At 73.3% G+C, this 22913-nt stretch carries 15 protein-coding genes and 1 pseudogene; 9 read left to right on the top strand and 7 right to left on the bottom strand.

Annotated elements, in window-relative coordinates:
• Positions 1–41: 41 nt before the first annotated feature.
• The 7 genes from OHT74_RS13120 (at position 42) to fxsT (ending at position 12407) form a co-directional block, all read left to right on the top strand.
• Positions 42–2123, top strand: coding sequence for a VMAP-C domain-containing protein (locus tag OHT74_RS13120; protein ID WP_328620334.1), 2082 nt, complete (start codon positions 42–44; stop codon positions 2121–2123).
• A gap of 25 nt (positions 2124–2148) precedes the next feature.
• A complete protein-coding gene (locus OHT74_RS13115; protein ID WP_266663849.1) occupies positions 2149–3201 on the top strand; it encodes an AAA family ATPase in 1053 nt (350 codons plus the stop codon).
• A 6-nt stretch (positions 3202–3207) separates the two neighbouring features.
• Entirely contained in the window at positions 3208–6450 is a 3243-nt protein-coding gene (locus OHT74_RS13110; protein ID WP_328620333.1) for an SAV_2336 N-terminal domain-related protein, read from the top strand.
• A gap of 59 nt (positions 6451–6509) precedes the next feature.
• On the top strand, positions 6510–6704 hold the full coding sequence (fxsA, locus tag OHT74_RS13105; RefSeq protein WP_328620332.1) for an FxSxx-COOH cyclophane-containing RiPP peptide: 195 nt from the start codon (positions 6510–6512) through the stop codon (positions 6702–6704).
• 126 nt (positions 6705–6830) lie between these two features.
• Positions 6831–8081 (top strand): FxsB family cyclophane-forming radical SAM/SPASM peptide maturase, encoded by a 1251-nt coding sequence (locus OHT74_RS13100; RefSeq protein WP_328620331.1) that lies wholly within the window; start codon positions 6831–6833, stop codon positions 8079–8081.
• Positions 8078–9334, top strand: coding sequence for an HEXXH motif domain-containing protein (locus OHT74_RS13095; protein WP_328620330.1), 1257 nt, complete (start codon positions 8078–8080; stop codon positions 9332–9334). The genes OHT74_RS13100 and OHT74_RS13095 overlap by 4 nt, the downstream gene beginning before the upstream one ends.
• Positions 9335–9398: 64 nt before the next feature.
• Positions 9399–12407: an FxSxx-COOH system tetratricopeptide repeat protein gene (gene fxsT, locus OHT74_RS13090; protein ID WP_328620329.1), complete on the top strand. Its 3009-nt coding sequence runs from the start codon at positions 9399–9401 to the stop codon at positions 12405–12407.
• An 8-nt stretch (positions 12408–12415) separates the two neighbouring features.
• On the opposite strand, the gene OHT74_RS13085 is transcribed toward fxsT, so the two are convergent.
• From OHT74_RS13085 to OHT74_RS13060, 6 genes and pseudogenes are all read right to left on the bottom strand, one after another.
• Positions 12416–13396 carry a zinc-binding dehydrogenase gene (locus OHT74_RS13085; RefSeq protein ID WP_266663837.1) on the bottom strand — a complete coding sequence of 327 codons (981 nt, stop codon included), beginning with the start codon at positions 13394–13396 and terminating at the stop codon, positions 12416–12418.
• Between the two features lie 83 nt (positions 13397–13479).
• Positions 13480–14064, bottom strand: coding sequence for a TetR/AcrR family transcriptional regulator (locus tag OHT74_RS13080; protein WP_328620328.1), 585 nt, complete (start codon positions 14062–14064; stop codon positions 13480–13482).
• Positions 14065–14165: 101 nt separating this feature from the next.
• Positions 14166–14441, bottom strand: a pseudogene (locus tag OHT74_RS13075) (HD domain-containing protein); the annotation flags it as partial.
• A 165-nt stretch (positions 14442–14606) separates the two neighbouring features.
• Positions 14607–15398 (bottom strand): WbqC family protein, encoded by a 792-nt coding sequence (locus OHT74_RS13070; protein WP_328620327.1) that lies wholly within the window; start codon positions 15396–15398, stop codon positions 14607–14609.
• A complete protein-coding gene (locus OHT74_RS13065; protein ID WP_328620326.1) occupies positions 15343–16008 on the bottom strand; it encodes a YdcF family protein in 666 nt (221 codons plus the stop codon). The genes OHT74_RS13070 and OHT74_RS13065 overlap by 56 nt, the downstream gene beginning before the upstream one ends.
• A gap of 16 nt (positions 16009–16024) precedes the next feature.
• On the bottom strand, positions 16025–17128 hold the full coding sequence (locus tag OHT74_RS13060) for a helix-turn-helix domain-containing protein (RefSeq protein WP_328620325.1): 1104 nt from the start codon (positions 17126–17128) through the stop codon (positions 16025–16027).
• Positions 17129–17567: 439 nt separating this feature from the next.
• Here OHT74_RS13060 and OHT74_RS13055 point away from each other — a divergent pair, with 439 nt between their 5' ends.
• Positions 17568–17744 (top strand): ATP-binding protein, encoded by a 177-nt coding sequence (locus OHT74_RS13055; RefSeq protein WP_328620324.1) that lies wholly within the window; start codon positions 17568–17570, stop codon positions 17742–17744.
• A 59-nt stretch (positions 17745–17803) separates the two neighbouring features.
• Positions 17804–17965 (top strand): hypothetical protein, encoded by a 162-nt coding sequence (locus OHT74_RS13050; RefSeq protein WP_328620323.1) that lies wholly within the window; start codon positions 17804–17806, stop codon positions 17963–17965.
• Positions 17966–18972: 1007 nt separating this feature from the next.
• Here the strand turns inward: OHT74_RS13050 and OHT74_RS13045 are convergent.
• Positions 18973–22872 (bottom strand): multifunctional oxoglutarate decarboxylase/oxoglutarate dehydrogenase thiamine pyrophosphate-binding subunit/dihydrolipoyllysine-residue succinyltransferase subunit, encoded by a 3900-nt coding sequence (locus OHT74_RS13045; protein ID WP_266663825.1) that lies wholly within the window; start codon positions 22870–22872, stop codon positions 18973–18975.
• Positions 22873–22913: the final 41 nt, after the last annotated feature.

The raw sequence follows: 22913 nt of genomic DNA, 5'->3' as shown, positions 1-22913 counted from the left end.
CGGCGCTAGCCTGGACTGCCAGACACCTGAGGGGGCAGGGGATGCAGGACGGGCGCACGGGCGGCGCCGCGCGCGCCTACGAGCTCCTCGAACCCCTCGTCCAGGCGGCCACCGTGCGCGTCCACGCGGCCCCGGACGGGTATGCACCCCATGGGACCGGTCCCACCTGGGGGAGTGGCTTCTTCATCGCCCCGGGCTGGGTCCTGACGTGCGCGCACGTCGTCGGTGAAGGGGGTGCAGCGGTGCGTCTCGTGGGGCGTGAGCTCGGCATCACCTTCTCCTCCGGCGCCGGCGGCGCCACCGGGACCGTCACCGGCCGCGTCGAGTGCGTCCTGCCCGAGCGGCTCGAAGAGCGCCGCCCCGCCCGGCACGCCCTGTGGGATCTGCCCGACCTGGCGCTGGTCCGGATCCTCGCACCGATCACGCACGCCTGCGTACGGCTCACCGACCGCGCCAGACCCCGCCTCGACGAGGTCGCCTACTTCGGCTGCACCGAGGACCTCGGCACCCCCGAGATCACCGGCCGCACCACCCGCCTGCGGGGTACCGCCGGCGCCGGCGCCGCCCTGCGCCTCGGCGGCGACGACGAGATCGAGCCCGGCATGTCCGGCGGCCCGGTCGTGGACCTGGCCCGCGGCGAGGTCGTCGGCGTGGTCAAGGCCCGCCGGCACACCGGCGGCGGCGGACTCGCCGTGTCCGTCGTCCAGTTACGCACCCTGCCGCTGGCCGCCACCGGCCAGGTCGGGCTCTACCGCCGCGTCATGCAGGCCCACGACCTCTACCACTACGACCAGCACCTGAGCGATCTGGGCAGCCGCCGCACCTGGACCGACGTCCACGACGAGCTCCCGGCCGGCGGCGACCCGTACGAAGGCCGCAGACGGCTCACCGCCGCCGAACGCACCACCCTGTGCGGGCTGCTCGCCGAACTGCCCCCGCCGCGTTCCTCGGAGGCCGTCCGCGCCCTGGTCGAGGCAGCCCGCGGCGAGGAGCCGGACCCGGGCCTGCCGGCCCCGCTCAGCTGGCGCGACGGGCTCGGCATGCTCCACGACCCGCCGGCCGGCGCCGGCGAGGCCGCCGCGATGCTCCGGTACGCGACCGACGTGAGCGTGGCCGACCACCGCGAGCCGCCCTCCCCGGGCTCCGACGAAGAGCTGTGGGACTGGGTACGGGCGACGGCCGAGCGGCTGTGGCGGCCCCTGCGGCGGGAGTTGGGCGAGCGCCACGAACAGGGCCTGGTGCAGCGGGACCGGCGCCGCCGCGCCCGGGCCGCCGGTCACACGAACGGGCACGCCCGCCCCGCCGACGGGCTGACCCGCGGGCCGTCGGTGCTGCTGGAGGCGTGGGCGCACGGCTGGGAGGACGTCTACGACTGGCGCGTCTCGGTGCTGGCCGGGCCCGCCCACCCGGGGCGGCTGACCCCGGTGGACTCCGGCGTACGGGTCACCCGCGCGGGCCTCGCGGAGGCGCTGCGGGTCCCGCTCGCCGAGGCCTTCCGACGCTGCGACACCCACGAGGCGGCAGCCCTCCTCGAAGTCGCCGTGGCGCCCGAGCTGTTCGGCCTGCCCGTGGACACCTGGACCGTGGCGGGCCGGGTGCCGCTGGGCGTCCAGCGGCCGGTGGTGTTCCGCCACCAGGCCGGCAACGGCGACACCCCGCCCGACGACGAGTCCGTCCACCGCCGGGCCGACCGCTGGGCGCGCGTCCAGGCCGGGCCGCTGGCCGACGAGCGGGCCGACTGCGCGCGCGGGCGTCCCCGGACCCCGGCGCCCGAATGGCTCGACGCCCTGCCGGACAACACCGTGCCCGTGCACTGCCGGGCCGCCGACGCGGAGCCCACCCGCGGCTCCCTCCACGCGGTCCACGACGCCGGATACGGGGTGGCCGTCACCCGCCGGCCCCCGGCCGATCCGGCGGCCGACTGCGCGCCGTTCCACCGCGGACTGCGCGAGGAGCTGACCGAGGCGGGGCGGGGAGCGCCGCTGCCGGTCCGGCTCCAGGCACTGCGGGCCCGCGCGCACGGGGCCGACCCCGACGCGTACTGGGCGGACGGGATGGCCCTCGTGTGGGACGACCCGGCCCGCGCGCTGCCCGAAGACGAGCCGCTGCAGGGCGACCTGTGACGGGCGGGAGGGGGAGGGAGCAGCCGTGAACGAGGAATGGCTCATCTACCGGGGGGTCGGCGCACCCCACGACGGGATCGAGGCCCTGCCCGATCCGCCGCCGTGGCGGGACTTCGACGGCGGCCCCGTCGGCGAGCCCGGCGGACTCGCGGACACGGCCGACGGGAACGTGGCGCGCCGCCTCGGGGCGCACCGGCAGGCCGCCGAGCTGCACCGGCCCGAGCCCGAGGAGCTCGAGGCCATCAACGCGGCCCTGTATTTGCGGCGGCCGCTGCTCGTGACCGGCTACCCCGGAACCGGGAAGTCCACCCTCGCCCACGCCGTCGCCCACGAGCTGAAACTCGGCCGGGTGCTGCGCTGGCCCGTGGTCTCGCGGACCGTGCTCCAGGAGGGCCTGTACCGCTACGACGCCATCGCCCGGCTCCAGGACGTCCAGATCGCCGCGAGCGGCGGCTTCCCCGGCGCGGCCCCCGCAGCCGGCGCCGGCACGCCGCCCGGCATGGGCAAGGCCCCGGGCATCGGAAAATACATCCGGCTCGGACCGCTGGGGACGGCCCTGCTGCCCACCGAACGGCCCCGCGTGCTGCTCATCGACGAGCTCGACAAGAGCGACATCGACCTGCCGAACGACCTCCTGAACGTCCTGGAGGAGGGCGAGTTCGCCCTGCCCGAGCTGGAACGGGTCGCCGACACCGAGCCCGAGGTGCAGGTGCTCACCGACGACGGGGCGAAGGTCACCGTCCAGGGCGGCCGGGTGCGCTGCCGGGCCTTCCCCTTCATCATCCTGACCAGCAACGGCGAACGGGACTTCCCGGCCGCCCTGCTGCGCCGCTGCATCCAGCTCAAGCTCGGGCAGCCCGGCGAGAAACGGCTCGCCACCATGGTCCGCGCGCACCTCGGCGAGGAGGCCGCCCAGCTCGGCGCCGACCTGATCCGGGAGTTCCTCAGCCGCTCCCAGTCCGAACTCGTCGCCGCCGACCAGCTGCTGAACGCCATCTACCTCACCCACTACGCCGCCCCGCCCACCCGGGAGGACCTCGCCGACCTGCTCATCCAGCGCCTCGACCGCCCGAGGTGAGGGCCCGTGTCCCCCGACCGGCCAACCGTCCCCGAGCAGCCTCCGGTCCCCGACCGGCCTCCCGTCCCCGAGCAGCCTCCCGTTCCCGTTTCCCCCGACCCGTCACCCGTCCCCGCCGCCCTCCGCGACCTCGCCGGGCTGCTGCGCGCCGCCGGGCTCGACCCCACCGCCGAGGAGCTCGCCGACGCGCTGTGGCTGGCCGGGCGGATCGGCCCGCCCGGCCCCCCCGCCCCGGACCGGGACCGGACGGCCCCGCCCCGGCGGCCGCGGACCGCGGGCGGTGCGCCGCCGCCCGAGGAGGAGCCCGTACGGCCCGAGCCCGAGCCCGAGGACCCGGTCAGGCTTTACGCCTCCCGGGTCCTCGGGACCGTCGCGGAGGAGGCCGCCGAGTTCCCCGCCGGCGCCGGAGTGCCCGTACGGGTCCCCGGAGCGGCCGCGCTGCCCCGGATCCTGGAGATCCAGCGGGCCCTGCGCGCCCTCCAGCGGCACCGCCCGCCCGGCCCGCCCACCCGCCTCGTCCTCGACGAGCCGGCCACCGCCGAGGCCAGCGCCCGTGCCCTCGGGCTGGTCATCCCGGTGCTGCGGCCCGAGAGCCGGCGCGAGGCGACCGTACGGCTGGTCATGGACGCCTCGCCGTCGATGGCCGTGTGGCACGAAATGTTCGAGGAACTGCGGTCCGTGTGCGAGCGCCTCGGCGCCTTCCGGGACGTACAGGTGCACTACCTGCACCGGCTCGGCGACGGCCGGGCCGCCGTCGGACGCGGACCCGGCCCCGGCACCCGGCTGCGCTCCGGGGACCAGCTGCGCGACCCCACCGGGCGGGCGCTGACCATGGTCGTCTCCGACTGCGCCGGTCCGCTCTGGCGCGAGGGCGAGGCCCAGCGGCTGCTGCACCGCTGGGCCGAGTGCACCCCCTGCGTCGTCGTCCAGCCGCTGCCGCAGCGGCTGTGGAGCCGCAGCTGGCTGCCGACCGAGCGGGGCGCCCTGACCCGCGCCGAGGGCAGCGCCGGAAAGCTGCGGTTCCGGCCCGACCGACCGGCCCGCCACGGGCGGCCCACCGGCGGGCTGGCCGTCCCCGTCCTGCCGCCCAGCGCCACCGCGCTCGGCGTCTGGGCCCGCCTCGTCGCCGGGCTCGGCACCGGGCCCGTCCCCGCCGAGGTGGGCCGGGTGCTCGCCGACCACCCCGCGGCGCCCGTCCCGCCGCCGCGCGCCGTCCGCCCGCCGCGCGAGCTGGTGCGCCGCTTCCGCGCCTCCGCCTCGCCCCGCGCCGTACAGCTCGCCGTGTACCTGTCGGCGGCGCCGCTGACCCTGCCCGTGATGCGGCTCGTGCAGCGCACGATGCTGCCGGACTCCGAGCCCTCCGACCTGGCGGAGGTGCTGCTGAGCGGGCTGTTGCGGCGCGGCCGGTCCGCCGGGCAGTGGTACGAGTTCGTGCCCGGCGTCCAGGACGTCCTGCTCGGGCCGCTCGGCCGGGACGAGGCCGCGCTGGTGCTCAAGCACTGCTCCGAGTACGTGCTCGCGCACTTCGGGCGGGGCGTACGCAACTTCCCCGCCCTGGCCGTCTCCCAGCTCACCGGGGCGCCCGTGGTCGAGGAGGGCGGCGAGGAGCGGGTCCCCGCCGGGCGGCTCCCGCAGGCCTTCGCCGAGGTCTCGGCACGCGTCGTACGGCGCTACCTGCCCGGGCCGCCCGCCGAGGACCCGGCCGTCGCCGCACCCGTCGCACCCCCGCCCGGCCGGGCCTGGGCGGTGCGCACGGCCCGCGACCGGCTCGCCGCGCAGGACCGTCAGGGGGGCGACGGCGGGCAGCGCGGACTGTACGAGGCCGTCGCCGTACTGCGCCGGGCCGTCGCCGCACCCGCCGGGCCCGAGGACCCGCCGGGCGAGGCGGAGTGCGAGCTGGCCGGGGTACTGCTGCGGCTGTGGGCCGGGCAGCGGGACCCGGAACTGCTCGCGGAGGCCGAGCGGGCGGTGGCCGGCCTCGGGACGCCGCCGGCCCGGGCCGTGCTCGGCCGGGTGCTGTACGAGCAGGCCCTGGCGGCCGAGCCGAACGCGGAGCTGCTAGCCGCGGCGGAACGGGAGTTCGCGGCCGTCGGCGCCGCCGCCGACCCGGACCTGGACCCGCGGCTGCGCGTCGACTGCGTGGTGCGGCGGGCGCAGACCCTGGTCCGCCTCGGCGAGCTCCGCGAGGACACGGGCGCGCTGCGCGAGGCGCGGTCCGCGCTGGAGGCGGTGACCGGCGGCCCTGCCTCCGACCCGGCGGTACGGCCGGCCCTCGGCCGGGTCCTGCTGGCCCTGCTGCCCCGCACCCCCGACCCGCAGGAGCGCACCGCCCTGGCCGGGCAGGCCGCCGAGCACCTGGCGGCCGGCCTGGCCGCCGAGCCGTCGGGAGCGGCGGCCGCCCGCGTACGGGTGGAGCTGGCCACGGCCCTGCGGCACCTGCCCGGGCGGCTGGAGGAGGCGGCCGGGCAGCTGGACCTGGCCCTGGCCGAGGCCACCGGGGACCCGGAGCTGCGGCTGGCCGGCCTGGTCTGCCTGGCGCGGGTGCACCGGGCCCGGTACGCGCGGGACGCGGACCCTGCGGCGCTGGAGGACGCGGCCGAGGCGTACGGCAGGGCCCGCCGGCTGATCCCCCGCGACGGGGAGGCCTACGGGGAGCTGCTGCCCGAGTGGGGCGAGGTACTCCTGGACCGGGCGCGGGCCGCCGGCGGGCGGCGGTTCACCTCGACGGCCGTACGGGTGCTGCGCGACAGCCGGGCGGCGGTCCCGCAGTCCGACCCCCGCTCCGCGCAGCGGCTGATGCGGCTCGCGGCGGGGCTGCGGCTGCGGCACGGCTACGAGGGCGACGTGGTCGACCTGAGGGAGGCCGAGTACCTGCTGGAGCTGGCCGTCCGGCAGAGCCGCAGCCCGCTGGAGCAGGCCCGCGCCTGGCGCGAGCACGGCGACGTCCAGCAGGAGATCCATGCGCACACCCGGGCGCTGGACCGGCTCGACCGGGCCGCGGACTCCTACCGCCGGGCCTGGCGGTCCGCGCTGGCCGCCGACCGGGAGGAGCGGCGGGACGTGGCGGTGGAACTGGGGGCGCGGGTGCAGGAGTTGCGGGGGGAGGTGCTCGAGCGCCTGGCGCGGCCCCGGGCGGCCCTCGACGCGTACCGCTCGGCGCTGGAGCTGTGGACCCGGCTCGGTCCGGCGGCCGCGGACCGGCGGGACGCCCTGGGATCCAGGGTCCGGACCCTGGAGGCGGGGCTGTGACTCCTGGATTTGGGTAGTGGACCATCAGACATGCGACTCAACAGGGGGACGGGCAGCCCATGGTGACTCGGCAGCAGGAAGCGGAAACGGCGGGCTCCGCCTGTTCCGGGCAGTTACCGGACCTCTCCGGCTTCGACCTGGCCGCACTGCGCGGGATCGACCATCCCGTGTTCGCCCGGGTCATCGAAGGCATGGTGGAGCGGGTCACCCACCCCGCCGAGATCCTCAATGCGTTCGACTCCGGAGTGACCTGACGCGGCCCCCTCACGCAGCGCATTCCCAAAGATACGCAGAGCAGCCACAGTTGACCCGTTTCCGCCGTTAGCCGGTGCCGTCCGCCGGGCAGGGATGCACCGTCCGCGGCGCGGGAGGTACGAACGATGAGGCAGACCAACACGAGCGATGTCGTGCTGCCCTCCCATCGGATCCACGCGCCGTGGCCGTACGCCCGGCTCGACGTGCCCGCGCTGCGCGCCCAAGGCCACCGCCCGCACCCGATAAGGCAGTTCGTGCTCAAGACCCGCAGCCGTTGCAACCTCGCCTGCACCTACTGCTACGTGTACGAGATGGCCGACCAGGGCTGGCGCGGCCAGCCGGCCGCGATGTCCCCGGCCACCACCACCCGCGCCGCCGACCGCATCGCCGAGCACGCCGCCGCCCACGACCTGGCCCGCGTCGACCTCGTCCTGCACGGCGGCGAACCCCTGCTCACCGCCCCCGCCGAACTGGCCGCCCCCGTCGACGCCGTACGGGCCGCCGTCGCCCGGACCTCGCCGCGGACCCGGGTCACCGCCACCGTCCAGACCAACGGGACCCTGCTCACCCGCAGCCGGCTCGCGGCGCTCGCCGCCGCCGGCATACGCATCGGCGTCAGCCTCGACGGCGGTCTGCCCGCACACAACACGCGCCGCGTGGACCACACCGGGCGCCCCGGGTTCGGCGCCGCCGCCCGGGGCCTGCGCCTCCTGGCCCGGCATCCCGAGAGCTACGCCGGGGTGCTCTGCGTCGTCGACCTCGACCAGGACCCGGTGGAGACGTACGAGTCCCTGCTCGCCTTCACCCCGCCGGTCATCGGACTGCTGCTGCCGCTGGCCAACTGGAGCACCCCGCCGCCCGGCCACCACCCGCCCGGCACCCCGTACGCCGACTGGCTCGTCGCCGTCTTCGAACGCTGGTGGCACGACGCGGTGCTGCGGACCCGGATCCGGATCTTCGAGGAGATCATCGCCCTGCTGCTCGGGCTGCCCGCCGCCACCGAGACCCTCGGTCTCGCCCCCGCCAGCACCGCCGTGATCGAGACCGACGGTGCCATCGAGCAGGCCGACTCGCTGAAATCCGCCTACGAGGGCGCCGCCGCCACCGGGATGACCCTGGAGCACCACAGCTTCGACGCGTTCCTCGACCACCCCGGGCTCGCCGCCCGCCAGCTCGGCCGGGAGGCGCTCGCCGACGGCTGCCGCCCGTGCGAGCTCGTCGAGGTCTGCGGCGGCGGCCACTACCCGCACCGCTACCGCGCCGGCGAGGGCTTCCGCCAGCCCTCCGTGTACTGCGCCGACCTCCAGGTCGTCATCCGCCACATCGCCGCCGCCCTCCACCGGGCCACGGCGGCCCCCCGGGCGGCCGCCTCATGAGCGCCCCCCTGACCGGGTTCGCCGTCACCTCGGCCACCCTGAGCGCCCTCGCCTCCACCGAGCCCTCCCCGGGCGGCACCCGCCTGGTCCGCGACATCCGCTGCTCCAAGCGGCTCGTCCTGCTGCGCGGGGTGCTCGACGCCGCCCCCGGCGGGCGGGCCGGGGAGGCCGCCGAGCACTGGGCCCTGCTGGAGGAGGCCGAACGGCACGCCCCCGACGCCGTCCGCGACGTACTGCACTACCCGGCCACCGGGGTGTGGGCCGAGGAGACCCTGCGCCGGCTGCACGCCCCGTACGGGCCCCCGGCCGACCTCGGGCACCTCGGCGCCCTCGCCGTCGCCGCAGCCCTGCGCGCCGGGATCGCCTTCAAGGCCACCCTGCGGCCCGTCCACGGCCGGCTCGTCCTGCCCACCCTCGGGCTGCTGCGCCCGGCCCGGCCCGGCCCGCTCGCCCTCACCGAGTGCTCCTGGGACCCCGACGACCCCGCCACCCTCGCCCTGCACACCCTGCCCGGCGGCCGCACCGCCCTCGACGACCTCGACCCCTACCGGGCCCCCGGCCCCGCCCACCCGGCGCCCGTGCGCCCCGCCCGCCGGCTCACCCCCAAGGGCCACAAGCGCTGGGACACCCAGTGGTCCGGCGCGCTCACCCTGCTCGACCGGTACGACACCGCCCGCGCCGAGGAGATCGGTCTGCTGCTGCGCTCCGTCGTCCCGCTGGGCGGCGGCTCCCGCTCCAGCGGCGCCACCCTGCCCGCTGCCGCCGGATCCGTGCTCGCCCGCACCCAGGCCCCGCCCGCGCTCGCCGCGACCCTCGTCCACGAGGTCCAGCACGGCAAGCTCACCGCCCTCGCCGACGTCCTGACCCTGCACACCGCCGACCGCACGCCCCGGCACTGGGCCCCCTGGCGCAGCGACCCCCGCCCGCTCGAGGGACTCCTGCACGGCGCGTACGCCCACCTGGCCCTGGCCGGGTACTGGCAGCGCGCCGCCCTCTACGGCGCCCGCGGCGCCTGGGCCCAGCACGCCCGGATCCGCGCCCAGGTCGCCACCGTCCTCCCCGTACTCCACCGGCACCCGCAACTCACCACCGCCGGACGGGAGTTCACCGCCGCCATGGCCGCAGCAGAACGGGCCATGGACGACCTGCCGCCGCCGGGGGACCAGCAAGCCGTCGCCCGCCGCGCCGTCGACCGGGAACGCCGCGCCTGGTGCGTGCAGCACCCCGAACTCGCCCCGTTCGCACAGGGGTGACGGACCGTCCGCTGCGCTACCGTTTCAACCCCGTCCACCGCCCGGATTCCAGGGAGACGGCCGCATGACCACCGGACTTCGGCAGGACCGAGACCGCGACGGAGCCGCGCAGCCGCAGCGCTTCGTCATCAGCTTCGCGGGGTTCAACCGGCCCTGGGCCGTGTGGATCGCCCACCGCCTCGAGGAGCACGGCCACCGGGTCGCCCTCGCGCGCTGGGACCCGCAATCCAGCCCCGGCCTCGCCCCCGCCCTCGACGACCTGGCCCGCAGCGGCAGCCGGGTCCTGCTCATCCTCAGCGAGCGCTACTTCTCCGCAGGCACCCACACCGACGAGGAGTGGAACACCGCCCTGCGCACCGTCACCGACCACCACCCCGACCGGTTCGCTGCCGTCTGCCTCACCGACGCGCCGCTGCCCAGCGCCGCCGCCGTGCTGGAGAAGACCGACCTGTGGGGGCTGGACGCGTACGAGGCGGAGTACCGGGTGCTGCGCCGGCTCGAGCTGCCCACCGACCGGATCGGCACCGAGACCGGCCGCCGCGGCCCCCGCTTCCCGAACGACCCGCCCGAGATCTGGGGCCGGGTCCCGCGCCGCAACCCGCGCTTCACCGGCCGCAACGACGTCATCGGCAGGCTGCGCGCCGCCCTCGCCGACGCCCCGCCCGGCGCCTCGACCGTCACCCTGCTCGGGCTGTCCGGGGTGGGCAAGACGCAGGTCGCCACCGAGTACGCGTACCGCTTCGCCTCCGAGTACGACGTCGTGTGGTGGGTCCCCGCCGAGGACCGGCCCACCCTGCGCGAGCGGCTCGCCGACCTGGCCCCCGCGATGGGCCTGCCGCGCGGTGCCGGCAGCTACGGCGAGCAGATCCGGGCCGTCCTGGAGGCGCTGCGCCGCGGATCCCCGTACAGCCGCTGGCTGGTGGTCTTCGACGGCTGCGACAACCCCGACGACCTCACCGACCTGCTGCCGTCGGGCGCGGGCGACGTCATCATCACCTCCCGCAACCGCGAATGGGCCTCCCGGCACACCAGCCTCATCGAAGTCCCGCTGTACGCCCGGCCCGAGTCCATCACCTTCATCCGCCGCCGGGCCCGCCGGCTCACCGGCGACGAGGCCGACCAGCTCGCCGAGGCCCTGGAGGACTACCCCCTCGCCCTCGACCAGACCGCCGGCTGGCTCGCCGATTCCCCGCTGACGGTCGGCGACTACCTGGCCCTGCTCCAGCGCAGACTGGACTCCCGGGAGGCCGTCACCGTCTCCGACGACTACCCGCTGCCCTTCCCGACCGCCCTCGCGATACTGCTGAACAACGTCCGGGAGAACTTCCCCGACGCGCTCTCCCTGCTGAGGCTGTTCGTGTTCTTCGCCCCCGGCCCGGTGCCGCTGCGGCTGCTGCGCGAGTTCCCCGCCGCCGACGTGCCCGAGCAGCTCGCCGGGCTGATCAACGACCAGATCCGGTGGAACGCCGCCCTCAACAAGCTCGTCCAGTTCTCCGTCGTCCGCCTCGAGTACTCCGACCTGTCCGTGGAGGAGGGCGGCGGCGGGCTGGAGACCGTACAGCTGCACCGCATGGTGCACGGCATCGTCCGCGAGAACCTCTCCGAGGACGAGGCCGAACCGCTCTCCCGCGCCGTCCGGCAGGTCCTCGCCGCCGCCGACCCGGGCCGGCCCTCCGACTCCCGGCTGTGGCCCCGCTACGCCGAGCTGATCCCGCACCTGGAGACCGCCGGTGTGCTGACCAGCAGCAACCCGCGGATCCAGACCTTCCTGCTGCACTGCCTGCGCTACCTGATCCTCGCCGGGGAGTACCGCACCTGCCTGCGGCTCGCCGAGCAGACCGACGCCGTGTGGCGCACGATGCTCGGCGACGACCACGACCAGGTCCGCGAGCTCAGCTACCACTTCGGCGGCGCTCTGCGGATGCTCGGCCACTTCAAGCGCGCCGAGACCCTCGCCAAATCGGTCGCCGACCGGCTGCTGGCCGAGCGGGGCGACCGTGACCTGGAGACGCTGCGCGCCACCAGCACGTACGCCGGGGTGCTGCTCAGCACGGCCAAGTTCGGCCACGCCCGGGAGCTCTTGGAACACGCCTTCGCGCGCTACCGCGAGCTGCTCGGCGAGGACGACTCCACGACGTTGAACGCCGAGAACAACGTCGCCGTCGCGCTGCGGCTGCTGGGCCGCTACCAGGAGGCGTACGAAGCCGACCTCGACACCCTGCGGCGGCGCGAGCGGGTCCTGCGCGTGCGGCACATCGCGACGCTCTCCTCCGGCATCGGCTGCGCGATGGGGCTGCGGCTGATGGGCCGCTACCGGGAGGCCCTCGCCCGGCAGGAACAGGGCCTCAAGCTCAACTCCCAGGTGCTGGGCCCCAACCACCCCCAGACCCTGCGCGCCGAGCACAACCTCGGCATGTGCCTGCGCCGCTCCGGGGACATCCCCGGCGCCGGGGCCCGGCTGCGCAGCGTCCTGGAGCGCTCCACGCGGGTGTTCGGCGCGGAGTTCCCGTGGACCCTGATGGTGGCCTCGGACTACGCGACGTACCTGCGGGAGTACGGGGACATCGGCGAGGCCCGCCGGATCTCGGAGGAGGTCGTACGGGGCTACCAGACGCAGCTGGGGCTGGCCCACCCGTACAGCATCGGCACGGTCGGCAACCTCGGCCTGGTCCTGCGCGCGCAGGGCGAACGGGTCGAGGCCCTCAACCTGGCGGAACAGGCCCTGGTCGGCATGCGCGGCGCGGTCGGGGACCGTCACCCGTGGACCCTCGGCTGCGCACTCAACGCCACCGGGCACCGCAACATCACGGGCCGCCTAGCGGACGCCCTGGACCTGAGCCGGGAGACCCTCCGCGGCTGCGAGCAGGTCCTGGGCCCGGACCACCCGATGACCCTGAGCGCCCAGATCGCCCTGGCGGCGGACCTCCGCTCGGTCCGCGAGGACGCGGAGGCCCAGAAGCACGAGGACGCCGGCCTCAAGGCCCTGACCCGCACCCTGGGCCCCCAACACGTCCACACGGTCTCGGCCCGCCAGCAGAACCGCCCGTACTGGGACTTCGAGCCGCAGCCGTAGGGGCTGGTTCAGCCGAGGGTGACGACCATCTTCCCGAGGGCTTCGCCGGCTTCCATGGTCCGGTGGGCTTCGACGATCTCGTCGAACCGGAAGACCCGGGTGGGACGGGCCCGCAGCACGCCGGCGTGGACCTTGGCGTAGATCTCGTCCAACGGCACGTCGGTGAGCGGGAACGCGGGGGTGCCCAGGACGAAGGCGCTGCCGAAGAAGCTGAGCCGGACCCCGCTGGGGAGGTCGGCGATCGGGTCGAAGTCCCGCACCGGCTCGAATCCGCCGAGGAAGCCGACCTGGCACACGCGGCCGCGCGGCCGGACCAGGGCCAGCGAGTCGCGCAGGACGCTGTTGCCGACGACGTCGAACACCGCGTCGACGCCGGCCTCCCGCACCGAGACCTGGGCGGCGAGCGCGCCGTCGTCGATGAGCACGTCGGCGGCCCCGAGCTCCTTCAGCAGCGGCGCCCGCCGCGGATCCCGGGTCGTGGCGAGCACGGTCGCGCCGTGGTCGACCGCCAGGTTGACGGCGGCCTGGCCGAGCGAGGAGGTCGCCCCCCTCACCACCACGGTCTCGCCCGGCCGCAGGTCCAGATTCCCGAACAGGCCGCTCCACGCGGTCGCGTACACCTCGGGCACCGCCGCCAGACCGGCCCAGTCCAGCGCCGAGCGCACGGCCACCACGTTGGTCGCCGGAACGGTCACCAGCTCCGCGTAGCTTCCGTTGCGGGTCCTGCCCATGCCGCCGAGGATCGCCACCACTCTCGTCCCGGCGGGGAGCCCACCGGACGGGTCTGCCTCCACCACCCCGGCGCACTCGATCCCGGGGACGGCGGCGACCTTCCCCCAGGCGCCGCTGCGCATGTACGCCTCGGCGTGGTTGAGGCCGAACGCCTTGACCCGGATCAGCACTTCGCCGTCGGCGGGTGCCGGGTCGGGCAGTTCGGTGTGGGTGAGAACCTCGGGGCCGCCGTGGGCGGAGATGACGATGGCTTTCATGTCCCGGCTCCATTCTTGAACATGTATTCAACTATCGATGCGAAGGAAGGGCCACCGCGAACGGTGGCCCGTACGGCTCTCTGTCAGACGAGAGCGGTGAAGGCGTTGTCGACGATCGCCCGCAGGAGCGTCTCGTCGGGATTCGCCTTCCCGACGACCATCAGCCCCTGGCAGGTGGCGACCAGCAGCTTGGCGCTGCCGGCGCAGTCCAGGCCGGCGCGCACCTGGCCCCTGCGGGCCGCGTTCTCCAGCGCGTGGGTCATGCACCGTTCGAGCCGGGCCAGGTGGCCGCGGACGACGGCCGCCGCCTCGTCGTCCTCGGCGGCGTTCTCGATCGCTGTGTTGACGAGCAGGCAGCCCTGCCGCCCCTCGGGGCTGAGCAGGTCGCTCACCAGCCCGTCGAAGTAGCCGCGGATCTCGGCCGCCGACGCCCCCGAAGCCTCCAGCTCGCCCAGCTTCTCGGGGACGACCAGCTTCGAGTAGCGCTCCAGCGACTTCAGGAACAGCGCGTGCTTACCGCCCGGAAAGACGCCGTACAGACTGCCGGGCTTCACCCCGGTCGCCTTCACCAGATCCTCGATGGACGTCGCCCGGTACCCGCGCTCCCAGAACCGCAGCATGGCCGCGTTCAGGACGGTGTCGGGCTCGAACTCGCGAGGTCTGGGCATGGGAAAAACATACATGAACGACCATTCAAGAACAACGGCCGAAGCCGTCGGCGGCTGACCCGCGCAACCGGTCAGGGCTTTTCGCCGATGGCCACCCGCAGTCAGTCCAACGGTCCCTGTCCGAGCAGCTCGCCGGCCAGCCGCCGCCCCGCCTCGGTCGTGAGCCGAGCCCGGCTGTTGTCGATCCACCGCTGCGCGGCCTCGTACCCCTGGGCCTTGTACTCGATGCCCTGGAGCATGCACTCCAGCTTGTCCGCGTCGCGCGCGCAGACCGCCTCCGGCGAGTCCTGCGCCTCGTACTCGGCGACCAGCTCCCGAATCGCCGAGGCGAGCACGTCGGGCATGCCAGCGGTCTGGTCGGCCGTCACGGCCTGCGGTCGGCACCTGATCCCGTTCCGGCCTCTGCCAACGTGATCCCGTTCCGCGCACCCACCAGCTGATACCACCGGCTATGCGGGGCCATCTCGGTTCGAACAGGCGGGTGAGCATATAGATGCGTATGGGGTGGTGCATGCCGGTGTCGTACGCGACTGGGCACGTGCTCAGGCCGCGGACTCCAGCTCGGCCTGAGCGCCGGAGAGGGCCCCGAGCCGGTCGGCCAGGGCGGCGGGGCCGAGCGTCGCCAGAGTCCACAGGGCGCTGACCTGGCCGCCGGAGGACCAGATTCTGGTCGTCGGCGCCCGGAACGGGACGACCGTGATCGCCTGGGCCGTGAAGGGGTCCTCGTCGAGGTACTTCATGCCGCCGGTCCCACACAGATACGTGTGGGTGCCTGCCGCCGCGGCGAGGTCGGCGAGCTTCTGGGACCGTCCGGGCCGGGCCGGTAGTTCGCTGCTGCGGAGGATCCGGCCCTTCCAGCCGAGGAGGTTCAGCAGGCTACGTGCGGAGGCCTCGGCGACGGCCGCGGTCCTGCCGCTGCCGAACGCCGCCGCCACCGGCTCCAGGGCCTGAGCGATGGCGGGCCAGTGAGGGCTGGCTCCGTAGTACTGCCGCAGCATCGCTGTGGTCCGCCGCCGGGCAAGACCCGGGTCGGCGATCAAGGTTTCGCGGATGGAGGTCTGGCGGCCTTGAGGCAAATGGGTGGGGATCGACAGCCACTTAGTCCGGTCCGGAGCCCCCAGGGTGGCCAGGCGGGTGCGGTGCTGGTAGTCGCGGCGGGCGAACTGGACGTCGTCGAGGACGATCCAGGTGTCCGCCGCGAACAGCTTGGCCAGCGTCGTCAGCCGGGGAAACAGGTTCGGCTGGTGGATGGCACACAGTCCGCCGGAGGCGGGCAGGTCAGGAGATGAGGCGGCTGGTGAAGCCGTCGCGGATGAGGGATTCGTACGCGTCATGCACGTCCTCCGGGACATCCTGGGCGATGGCGAACCCGTTCTTCGGATACTCGATCACCCGCTGGAGATCACCGACGAGCATGTCAAGGACGAGCTTCTCGTCGCCGATGCTTTTGAGGTAGTCGTCCAGTTCGAGCGGCTCCGAGGCACAGATGATGTCGACCTCGGGCCACAGCTTGCGGGCGGTGGCGAAGGACCGTCGCTCCATGTACGGCTTGGAGACCAGCAGCACGGTCTTCGGGGTGATTCCGTTCTGGGCCAGCAGTTCCCGGCTGAGGGTGATGTTCTGGCCGGTGTTGGCGGCGTTGGGTTCGACGAGGATGGCTTCGTCGGGGACGCCGAGTTCGAGGGCGTGCTTGCGGAAGTGGACGGCTTCACCGCGCGGGAACACGTTGGCGGTGGTGGGGCTGTTGCCGCCGGTGAACACGAGGATGGGGAAGAGACCGGCGCGATAGAGGTCGGCGGTGGCCGCGGCGACTCCGAGGTCGTGGCTGCCCAGTCCGATCGCAACCTCCACCGGGGCCAGGTCGTGGCCCATCTGGTGGTAGTCCCAGATCAGCTTGGCTTTGCGCCACTGGTCCTCGGTGATCGTCTGCTGGATGTCCGTCACGCGATCTTCTCCCTGGTCACCGTCGTCGGGGGCCGGCGGCCCCGTCGCTCATGGCCCTGATGCCCTCGATGCTGGTCAGCTGGTGGCTGAGGCCGAACTGGCCGGCCAGCCGGGCCGCTTCGTCGAGGACGTGAAGGCCATCATCGCGGGTGGCGGGATCGGACAGCAGGATGTGGCCGTGGGCGGTTTCCAGGCGAACCCGCTGCATCGGCGCGTCGGTGGCGGCCGTGCTGCGGGCGATTCCGATGAAGTGCAGGGCCGATGAGAGATCACCGGCGCCGCGGTGGGCCAGGGCGAGTTTCTGGTGGGCGACCGACCAGTCTTCCGGCTCGGCGAGATCCTCGAACTCCCGGGTCGCGGCGAGCATGACGCGGGAGGCATAGCTGTGGTTGCCGTCCTTGCTCAGGGCTGTTCCCACCCACAGCCGGGCCCTGGCCCGGTCCCGGCGGGAAAGCCGGTCGTCCACGGCGAGGGACTCGTACTGATGGGCAGCGACCTCCAGCTTTCCCGACATCTCGGCGACGACCGCGAGGGACAGGTCGAGCTGGGCGACACGGCGGGGGATGTCTAACTGGCCGAACAGTGATTTCGCTGAGGCATAGGAGTACTGGGCCGACAGCGGGCCGATCACCGCACCCCGGTCGCGCTGGAGATCGCCCAGCAGGGCGGTTGAGCGGGCGAACAGATATAGACCCTTGTCATCGAGGGGGGTCGGCTTGAACCGCCCGAGCCAGCGGCGGATCAGGCTGTCGGCGAAGGTGAAGTCCTGCCGGGAGAGAGCGGCCACGGCCCGGTCGAGGTCGTCGGTCCACGATTCGTACTCCCATGCCAGCGGCCCGCTGGCGGTCACCCTGCGGACACCGGCTGCGGAGGTGGTCCGGCCGGCTTCGGACAGGAACGTCTCGAAGCGGAGATGGGCAGCGGCATCCGCGCGGGCCAGAGCGGTATCCAAGATCGCCTGGGTGTCCTGGCGGGGCTCGGTTGCGGCCAGGAGTTTCTCCCACTTGGAGATCGTCCGGATGCCGACGCCGAGGTGGCCGGCGAATGCTCGGACGCTCAGCCGCAGCGCGAGACGAAGGGCCTTGGCCTCCAGGCCGGTCCAGTGGTGCACGGTCGCCACATGTCGCTCCCTTCCTGCCGTCATCGAAGCACGGCCCGCACGAGCGGGGGGACAGAAGTGCAACGGAAGTGCAACAGGCGGTCATTTGCACAGCGTTGGTGCAGGTTCAGGCTGAGCGGTGACACCAGCTGCCGGACCCTTGGATGGACATCGAAGTGGAACCCCTCGTCGAGCATCGCGGCGTTCACCGGCCTCATCGACGTCCTGGAACCGCCCGGCACCTTCGGCGTCGTCCTGCCCGCCGTCTCCCACCTGGGACCCAAGGGCATAGCGCCCCGAGGAACGCCCGGATCACCGCAGCCGGAGCCCGGCTGTTGCTGGCCCGAGGGCCTGGCAGGCACCCGGCAGGCCACGGCGCGGCCGGACCGGGCCCGGCGCCGGTCCGCCGCCGCTTCCGCCCTGCCCCCACCCCAGCCCTGGACACGAGAGGTGCGCACTGATGCCTGATCCGAAGCAGAGTTCCTTCGACCCGCAGCCCGAGTCGACCGGCCTCGCCCGAGCCTTCGCCGTCACGACCTTGACCTCCTGGGGCCTGCCCAGCTCTGCCGAGGACATCCGGCTCTGCGTCTCCGAGCTGGCGGCGAACGCCCTGATCCACGGAAGCGACACCCCATGATGCATGAAGCAGTACTCCGTCCCTTCGAGGAAGTCCCTCACGCTCTGCTCCGCAAGCGGGTGCGTGACATTGCGTCCGGCGTCGAGGGCGAGCTGATGGCGGTGGTCCGTCAGGACGTCTCAGACACCCCGGTCCGTGAGCACTGGGTGAAGCTGGCGTACGTCCGGGGCCCGTCGGGCCGGGAGATCTCCACGGCCGTGGCCAACATCGAGGCCGTGTGATGGAGGCCGCCGACTTGTTCCCGCGGCTGCCGGTCCCTCCGGATTCCTGCGCCGAGTGCGCCGCTCACGTCTCCGCCCGCTTCCAGGCCCACGTGGAGCGTGACCGCTCGCGCGTCAGCGACATGAACGTCCTGATCATGAGACACCACGCCGAGCTACGCGCCCGCCGCTGAGCGCCCGGCCATCGCCGCGGCACGACCAGCCCAGGACCGGCTGATCGCCGCCAGCTCACCTCAGCCGCGTAGCGATCCGTGGCGGTCTATGTCCAGCCCCGGACGGCCCCCGGACGCCGTCGGCGAGGAGCGCGTAGCGATCAGACGCGACCGGCGGCTCCCGATGGGTTGCTGGTCGCTGTTTCGTGCAGGTAGAGCCGCTACCGACCCGGAACAGGCCTGCTTATGGGCCCCGGGCGGAAGCCTGCCTGATGCCCGCGTCCCCGACGCTGCCCGACCGGGGTGATGGCCTTGGCAGGGCCAAGGGAACACGGCAGCCGCTCCCTGATCTCCCCGCTCATTGCTCTCCGACCCGTGCCGTTCTTTTGGGGGCTTCCCGGCAGTCTTCGTATGTCCGGGCCGGGACGGCCTGTCCAGGGTGGCCGAAGGCCATCGCGGAGCGACGCGACCGCAGGGAGCGCCCTTGACAGGGCGGCTCGGACCGGAGAGACGATGAGACTGACGGGAAACCCCCAAACCCTCTCTGATCCCGGCTGATTGGGTGCCGAACCCCGAAGCCACCGGCCCCGTCGGCCGACTTGGCTCATCCAAATGCCGCTGTCCGCGACCCCGTCCGGCGATCCACCGCGCCCCACCGCGCCGCCGGTGGGGGCGGGTGGGCAGCCACCGCTCGGCGGTGGTGGGGAGCGGGGGGTGAAGGCCCCGAGCAAGCGAAGCCTGGCAGACAGCCGGAACGGGTGTGGGGGAGGAGGCGCAAGCCCCCGTCCCGCCACAGCCGGAAGGCCCGGCCCCCGTGAGGGGCCGGGCCTTCCGGTCGTACGGGCGAGGCGAGGCTTACGCCTCGAAGACCTCGTTCAGCAGCAGCTGCTGCTCCGCCTGGTGGCGCTTCGCCGAGCCCACCGCGGGGGAGGAGCCGTGCGGGCGCGAGATGCGGCGCAGGCGCTCGCCGGCCGGGACCTCCGCGCCGACGGCCAGGTCGAGGTGGTCGATCAGGTTCAGCGCGATGAACGGCCACGCACCCTGGTTCGCCGGCTCTTCCTGGGCCCAGATGTACTTCGCCGCGTTCGGGAACTTGGCGATCTCCGCCTGGAGCTCGGCGCCGGCCAGCGGGTACAGCCGCTCGATGCGGATGATCGCCGTGTCGGTGATGCCGCGCTTCTCCCGCTCGGCCTCCAGGTCGTAGTAGACCTTGCCCGCGCAGAAGACGACCTTGCGGACCGCGGACGGGTCCACGGTCGCGTCACCGATGACCGGACGGAACGAGCCGTTCGTGAACTCCTCCGCCTTCGACGCCGCCGCCTTCAGACGCAGCATCGACTTCGGGGTGAAGACGATGAGCGGCTTGTGGTGCGGGTTGTGGACCTGCCAGCGCAGCAGGTGGAAGTAGTTCGACGGCAGGGTCGGCATCGCGACCGTCATGTTGTCCTGCGCGCACATCTGGAGGAAGCGCTCGGGACGCGCGGACGAGTGGTCCGGGCCCTGGCCCTCGTAGCCGTGCGGCAGCAGCAGCGTGACGCCGGAGGTCTGGCCCCACTTCTGCTCGGCCGAGGAGATGAACTCGTCGACGACGGTCTGCGCGCCGTTGACGAAGTCACCGAACTGGGCCTCCCAGAGGACCAGCGCGTCCGGACGGGCCAGCGAGTAGCCGTACTCGAAGCCCATGGCCGCGTACTCGGAGAGCAGCGAGTCGTAGACGTTGTAGCGGGCCTGGTCGTCCGAGAGGTACTGGAGCGGGGTGTAGTCCTCGCCCGTCTCCCGGTCGATGAGGACCGCGTGGCGCTGGCCGAAGGTGCCGCGGCGGGAGTCCTGGCCCGACAGGCGGACCGGGGTGCCCTCCATCAGCAGCGAACCGAAGGCCAGGGTCTCGCCCATGCCCCAGTCGATCGTGCCCTCGTCGATCATCGCCGCGCGGCGCTGCAGCTGCGGCAGCAGACGCGGGTGCACGGTGACGTGGTCCGGGACGTTGACCTGGGACTCGGCGATCCGCTTCACCACGTCCTGCGAGATCGCGGTGTTCACCGGGACCGGGAACTCCTGCGCGGTCTGCGCGGGCGTCACCGGGGCGCCGGCGGCGGGAGACGTGGCGGCCTCGCGGACCTCCGCGAAGACCTTCTCCAGCTGGCCCTGGAAGTCCTGGAGCGCCTGCTCCGCCTCTTCCAGCGTGATGTCGCCGCGACCGATGAGGGACTCGGTGTACAGCTTGCGCACCGAGCGCTTCTTGTCGATCAGGTCGTACATCAGCGGCTGCGTGAACGCCGGGTTGTCCGACTCGTTGTGACCGCGGCGGCGGTAGCAGATGAGGTCGATGACGACGTCCTTGTTGAACGCCTGGCGGAACTCGAAGGCGAGCCGCGCGATGCGGACCACGGCCTCCGGGTCGTCACCGTTCACGTGGAAGATCGGCGCCTCGATCATGCGGGCCACGTCGGTCGCGTACATCGAGGAACGCGAGGACTCCGGGGCGGCGGTGAAGCCGACCTGGTTGTTGATCACGACGTGGACGGTGCCGCCGGTGCGGTAGCCGCGCAGCTGCGACATGTTCAGGGTCTCGGCGACGACACCCTGGCCGGCGAAGGCCGCGTCACCGTGCAGGGCGACGGGCAGGACGGTGAAGTCCGTGCCGCCCTTGTTGATGACGTCCTGCTTGGCGCGGACGACGCCCTCCAGGACCGGGTCCACCGCCTCCAGGTGCGAGGGGTTGGCGACGAGCGAGACCTTGATCTGCTCCCCGTCCAGGCCCGTGAAGGTGCCCTCGGCGCCCAGGTGGTACTTGACGTCGCCGGAGCCGTGCATGGACTTCGGGTCGAGGTTGCCCTCGAACTCGCGGAAGATCTGCGCGTACGACTTGCCGACGATGTTGGCGAGCACGTTCAGGCGGCCGCGGTGGGCCATGCCGATCGCGACCTCGTCGAGGCGGGCCTCGGCGGCCGAGTCGATGACGGCGTCGAGCAGCGGGATGACGGACTCGCCGCCCTCCAGGGAGAAGCGCTTCTGGCCGACGTACTTCGTCTGCAGGAAGGTCTCGAAAGCCTCCGCCGCGTTCAGGCGGCGCAGGATGCGCAGCTGCTCCTCGCGCTCCGGCTTGGAGTGCGGGCGCTCGATGCGGTCCTGGATCCAGCGGCGCTGCTTCGGGTCCTGGATGTGCATGAACTCGACGCCGGTGGTGCGGCAGTACGAGTCGCGCAGCACGCCGAGGATGTCGCGGAGCTTCATCATCGACTTGCCGGAGAAGCCGCCGACCGCGAACTCGCGCTCCAGGTCCCACAGGGTGAGGCCGTGCTCGGTGATGTCGAGGTCGGGGTGCTTGCGCTGCTTGTACTCCAGCGGGTCGGTGTCGGCCATGACGTGGCCGCGGACCCGGTAGGAGTGGATCAGCTCGAAGACGCGGGCGGCCTTCGTGACGTCGTCGTCGTGCGAGGCGTCGATGTCGCGGTTCCAGCGGACCGGCTCGTACGGGATGCGCAGCGCCTCGAAGACGTCGTCGTAGAAGCCGCTCTCGCCGAGCAGCAGGTTCGCGACGATGCGCAGGAACTCGCCGGAGGCCGCGCCCTGGATGACCCGGTGGTCGTAGGTCGAGGTCAGGGTCATGACCTTGGAGATGCCCAGCTTGTTCAGGGTGTCCTGCGAGGTGCCCTGGAACTCGGCGGGGTAGTCCATGGAGCCGACGCCCATGATGACCGACTGTCCGGGCATCAGGCGGGGCACGGAGTGGACGGTGCCCAGGCCGCCGGGGTTGGTCAGCGAGACGGTGACGCCGGTGAAGTCGTCCATCGTCAGCTTGCCGACACGGGCGCGGCGGACGATGTCCTCGTAGGCCATCCAGAACTCGAAGAAGTTGAGGGTCTCGGCCTTCTTGATGCCGGCGACGACGAGCTGGCGGTCGCCGTTCGGCTTCACCAGGTCGATCGCGAGGCCGAAGTTCACGTGCTCCGGCTTGACCAGGGTGGGCTTGCCGTCCTTCTCCGCGAAGGAGTTGTTCATCGTCGGCATGGCCTTGATGGCCTGCACCATCGCGTAGCCGATGAGGTGGGTGAAGGAGATCTTCCCGCCCCGGGCGCGCTTCAGGTGGTTGTTGATGACGATGCGGTTGTCGAACAGCAGCTTCACCGGGACGGCGCGGACGGACGTGGCCGTCGGGACGTCGAGGGAGGCGTTCATGTTCTTGGCGACCGCGGCGGCCGGGCCGCGGAGCGTCACCAGCTCGGGGCCGGCAGGGGCCCCAGCGGTGGGCGCGGCAGCGGGCGCGGGCTTCTGGGCGGCGACGGGGGCGGCGGAGGCCGGAGCCGGGGCCTGAGGGGCTGCGGCGGCCGGTGCGGCGGCCTGGGCCTGGGAGGTGACAGTCACAGCAGGGGCACCAGAGGGGGTGGCAGGAGCAGGGGCAGGAGCTGACACAGGCGTGGGCGCGGCGGCAGGAGAGGGCGCGGCGGCGCTCGCCGCCCCCGTGGCGGCGGCGTCGGAGACCTGCGGGGCGACGGCAGGGGCGGCCTGTGCGGAGGCGCCGTCCGTCGTCGGGGACTTCTTGGGCTCGTCCGGCTTCACCGGAGACGCAGTGCCCCCCGGCTTGTAGTCGGCGAAGAAGTCCCACCAGGCCCGGTCGACCGAATTCGGGTCCTGGAGGTACTGCTGATAGATCTCGTCGACGAGCCACTCATTGGCGCCGAAGCCTGAGGCAGGGGTCTTCCCGCCCTCTGCTTCGGTCGTGGTGCTCGAGTTACTGGGGGACTGTGGCGACACGGCGGCAACCGCCCTCTTCCGCTTCACAAGGTATGGACAGC

The sequence above is a fragment of the Streptomyces sp. NBC_00354 genome (assembly GCF_036106915.1).
Classification (GTDB): Bacteria; Actinomycetota; Actinomycetes; order Streptomycetales; family Streptomycetaceae; genus Streptomyces.
This window is presented reverse-complemented; position numbering and strand designations above follow the sequence as displayed.

What these genes read in the sequence shown, in the direction of transcription:
- OHT74_RS13120 (WP_328620334.1), top strand. Translation starts at nt 42, where the DNA reads ATGCAGGACGGGCGCACGGGCGGCGCCGCGCGCGCCTACGAGCTCCTC.
- fxsA (WP_328620332.1), top strand. Translation starts at nt 6,510, where the DNA reads ATGGTGACTCGGCAGCAGGAAGCGGAAACGGCGGGCTCCGCCTGTTCC.
- OHT74_RS13100 (WP_328620331.1), top strand. Translation starts at nt 6,831, where the DNA reads ATGAGGCAGACCAACACGAGCGATGTCGTGCTGCCCTCCCATCGGATC.
- OHT74_RS13095 (WP_328620330.1), top strand. Translation starts at nt 8,078, where the DNA reads ATGAGCGCCCCCCTGACCGGGTTCGCCGTCACCTCGGCCACCCTGAGC.
- fxsT (WP_328620329.1), top strand. Translation starts at nt 9,399, where the DNA reads ATGACCACCGGACTTCGGCAGGACCGAGACCGCGACGGAGCCGCGCAG.
- OHT74_RS13085 (WP_266663837.1), bottom strand. Translation starts at nt 13,396, where the DNA reads ATGAAAGCCATCGTCATCTCCGCCCACGGCGGCCCCGAGGTTCTCACC.
- OHT74_RS13080 (WP_328620328.1), bottom strand. Translation starts at nt 14,064, where the DNA reads ATGCCCAGACCTCGCGAGTTCGAGCCCGACACCGTCCTGAACGCGGCC.
- OHT74_RS13070 (WP_328620327.1), bottom strand. Translation starts at nt 15,398, where the DNA reads ATGACGCGTACGAATCCCTCATCCGCGACGGCTTCACCAGCCGCCTCA.
- OHT74_RS13055 (WP_328620324.1), top strand. Translation starts at nt 17,568, where the DNA reads ATGCCTGATCCGAAGCAGAGTTCCTTCGACCCGCAGCCCGAGTCGACC.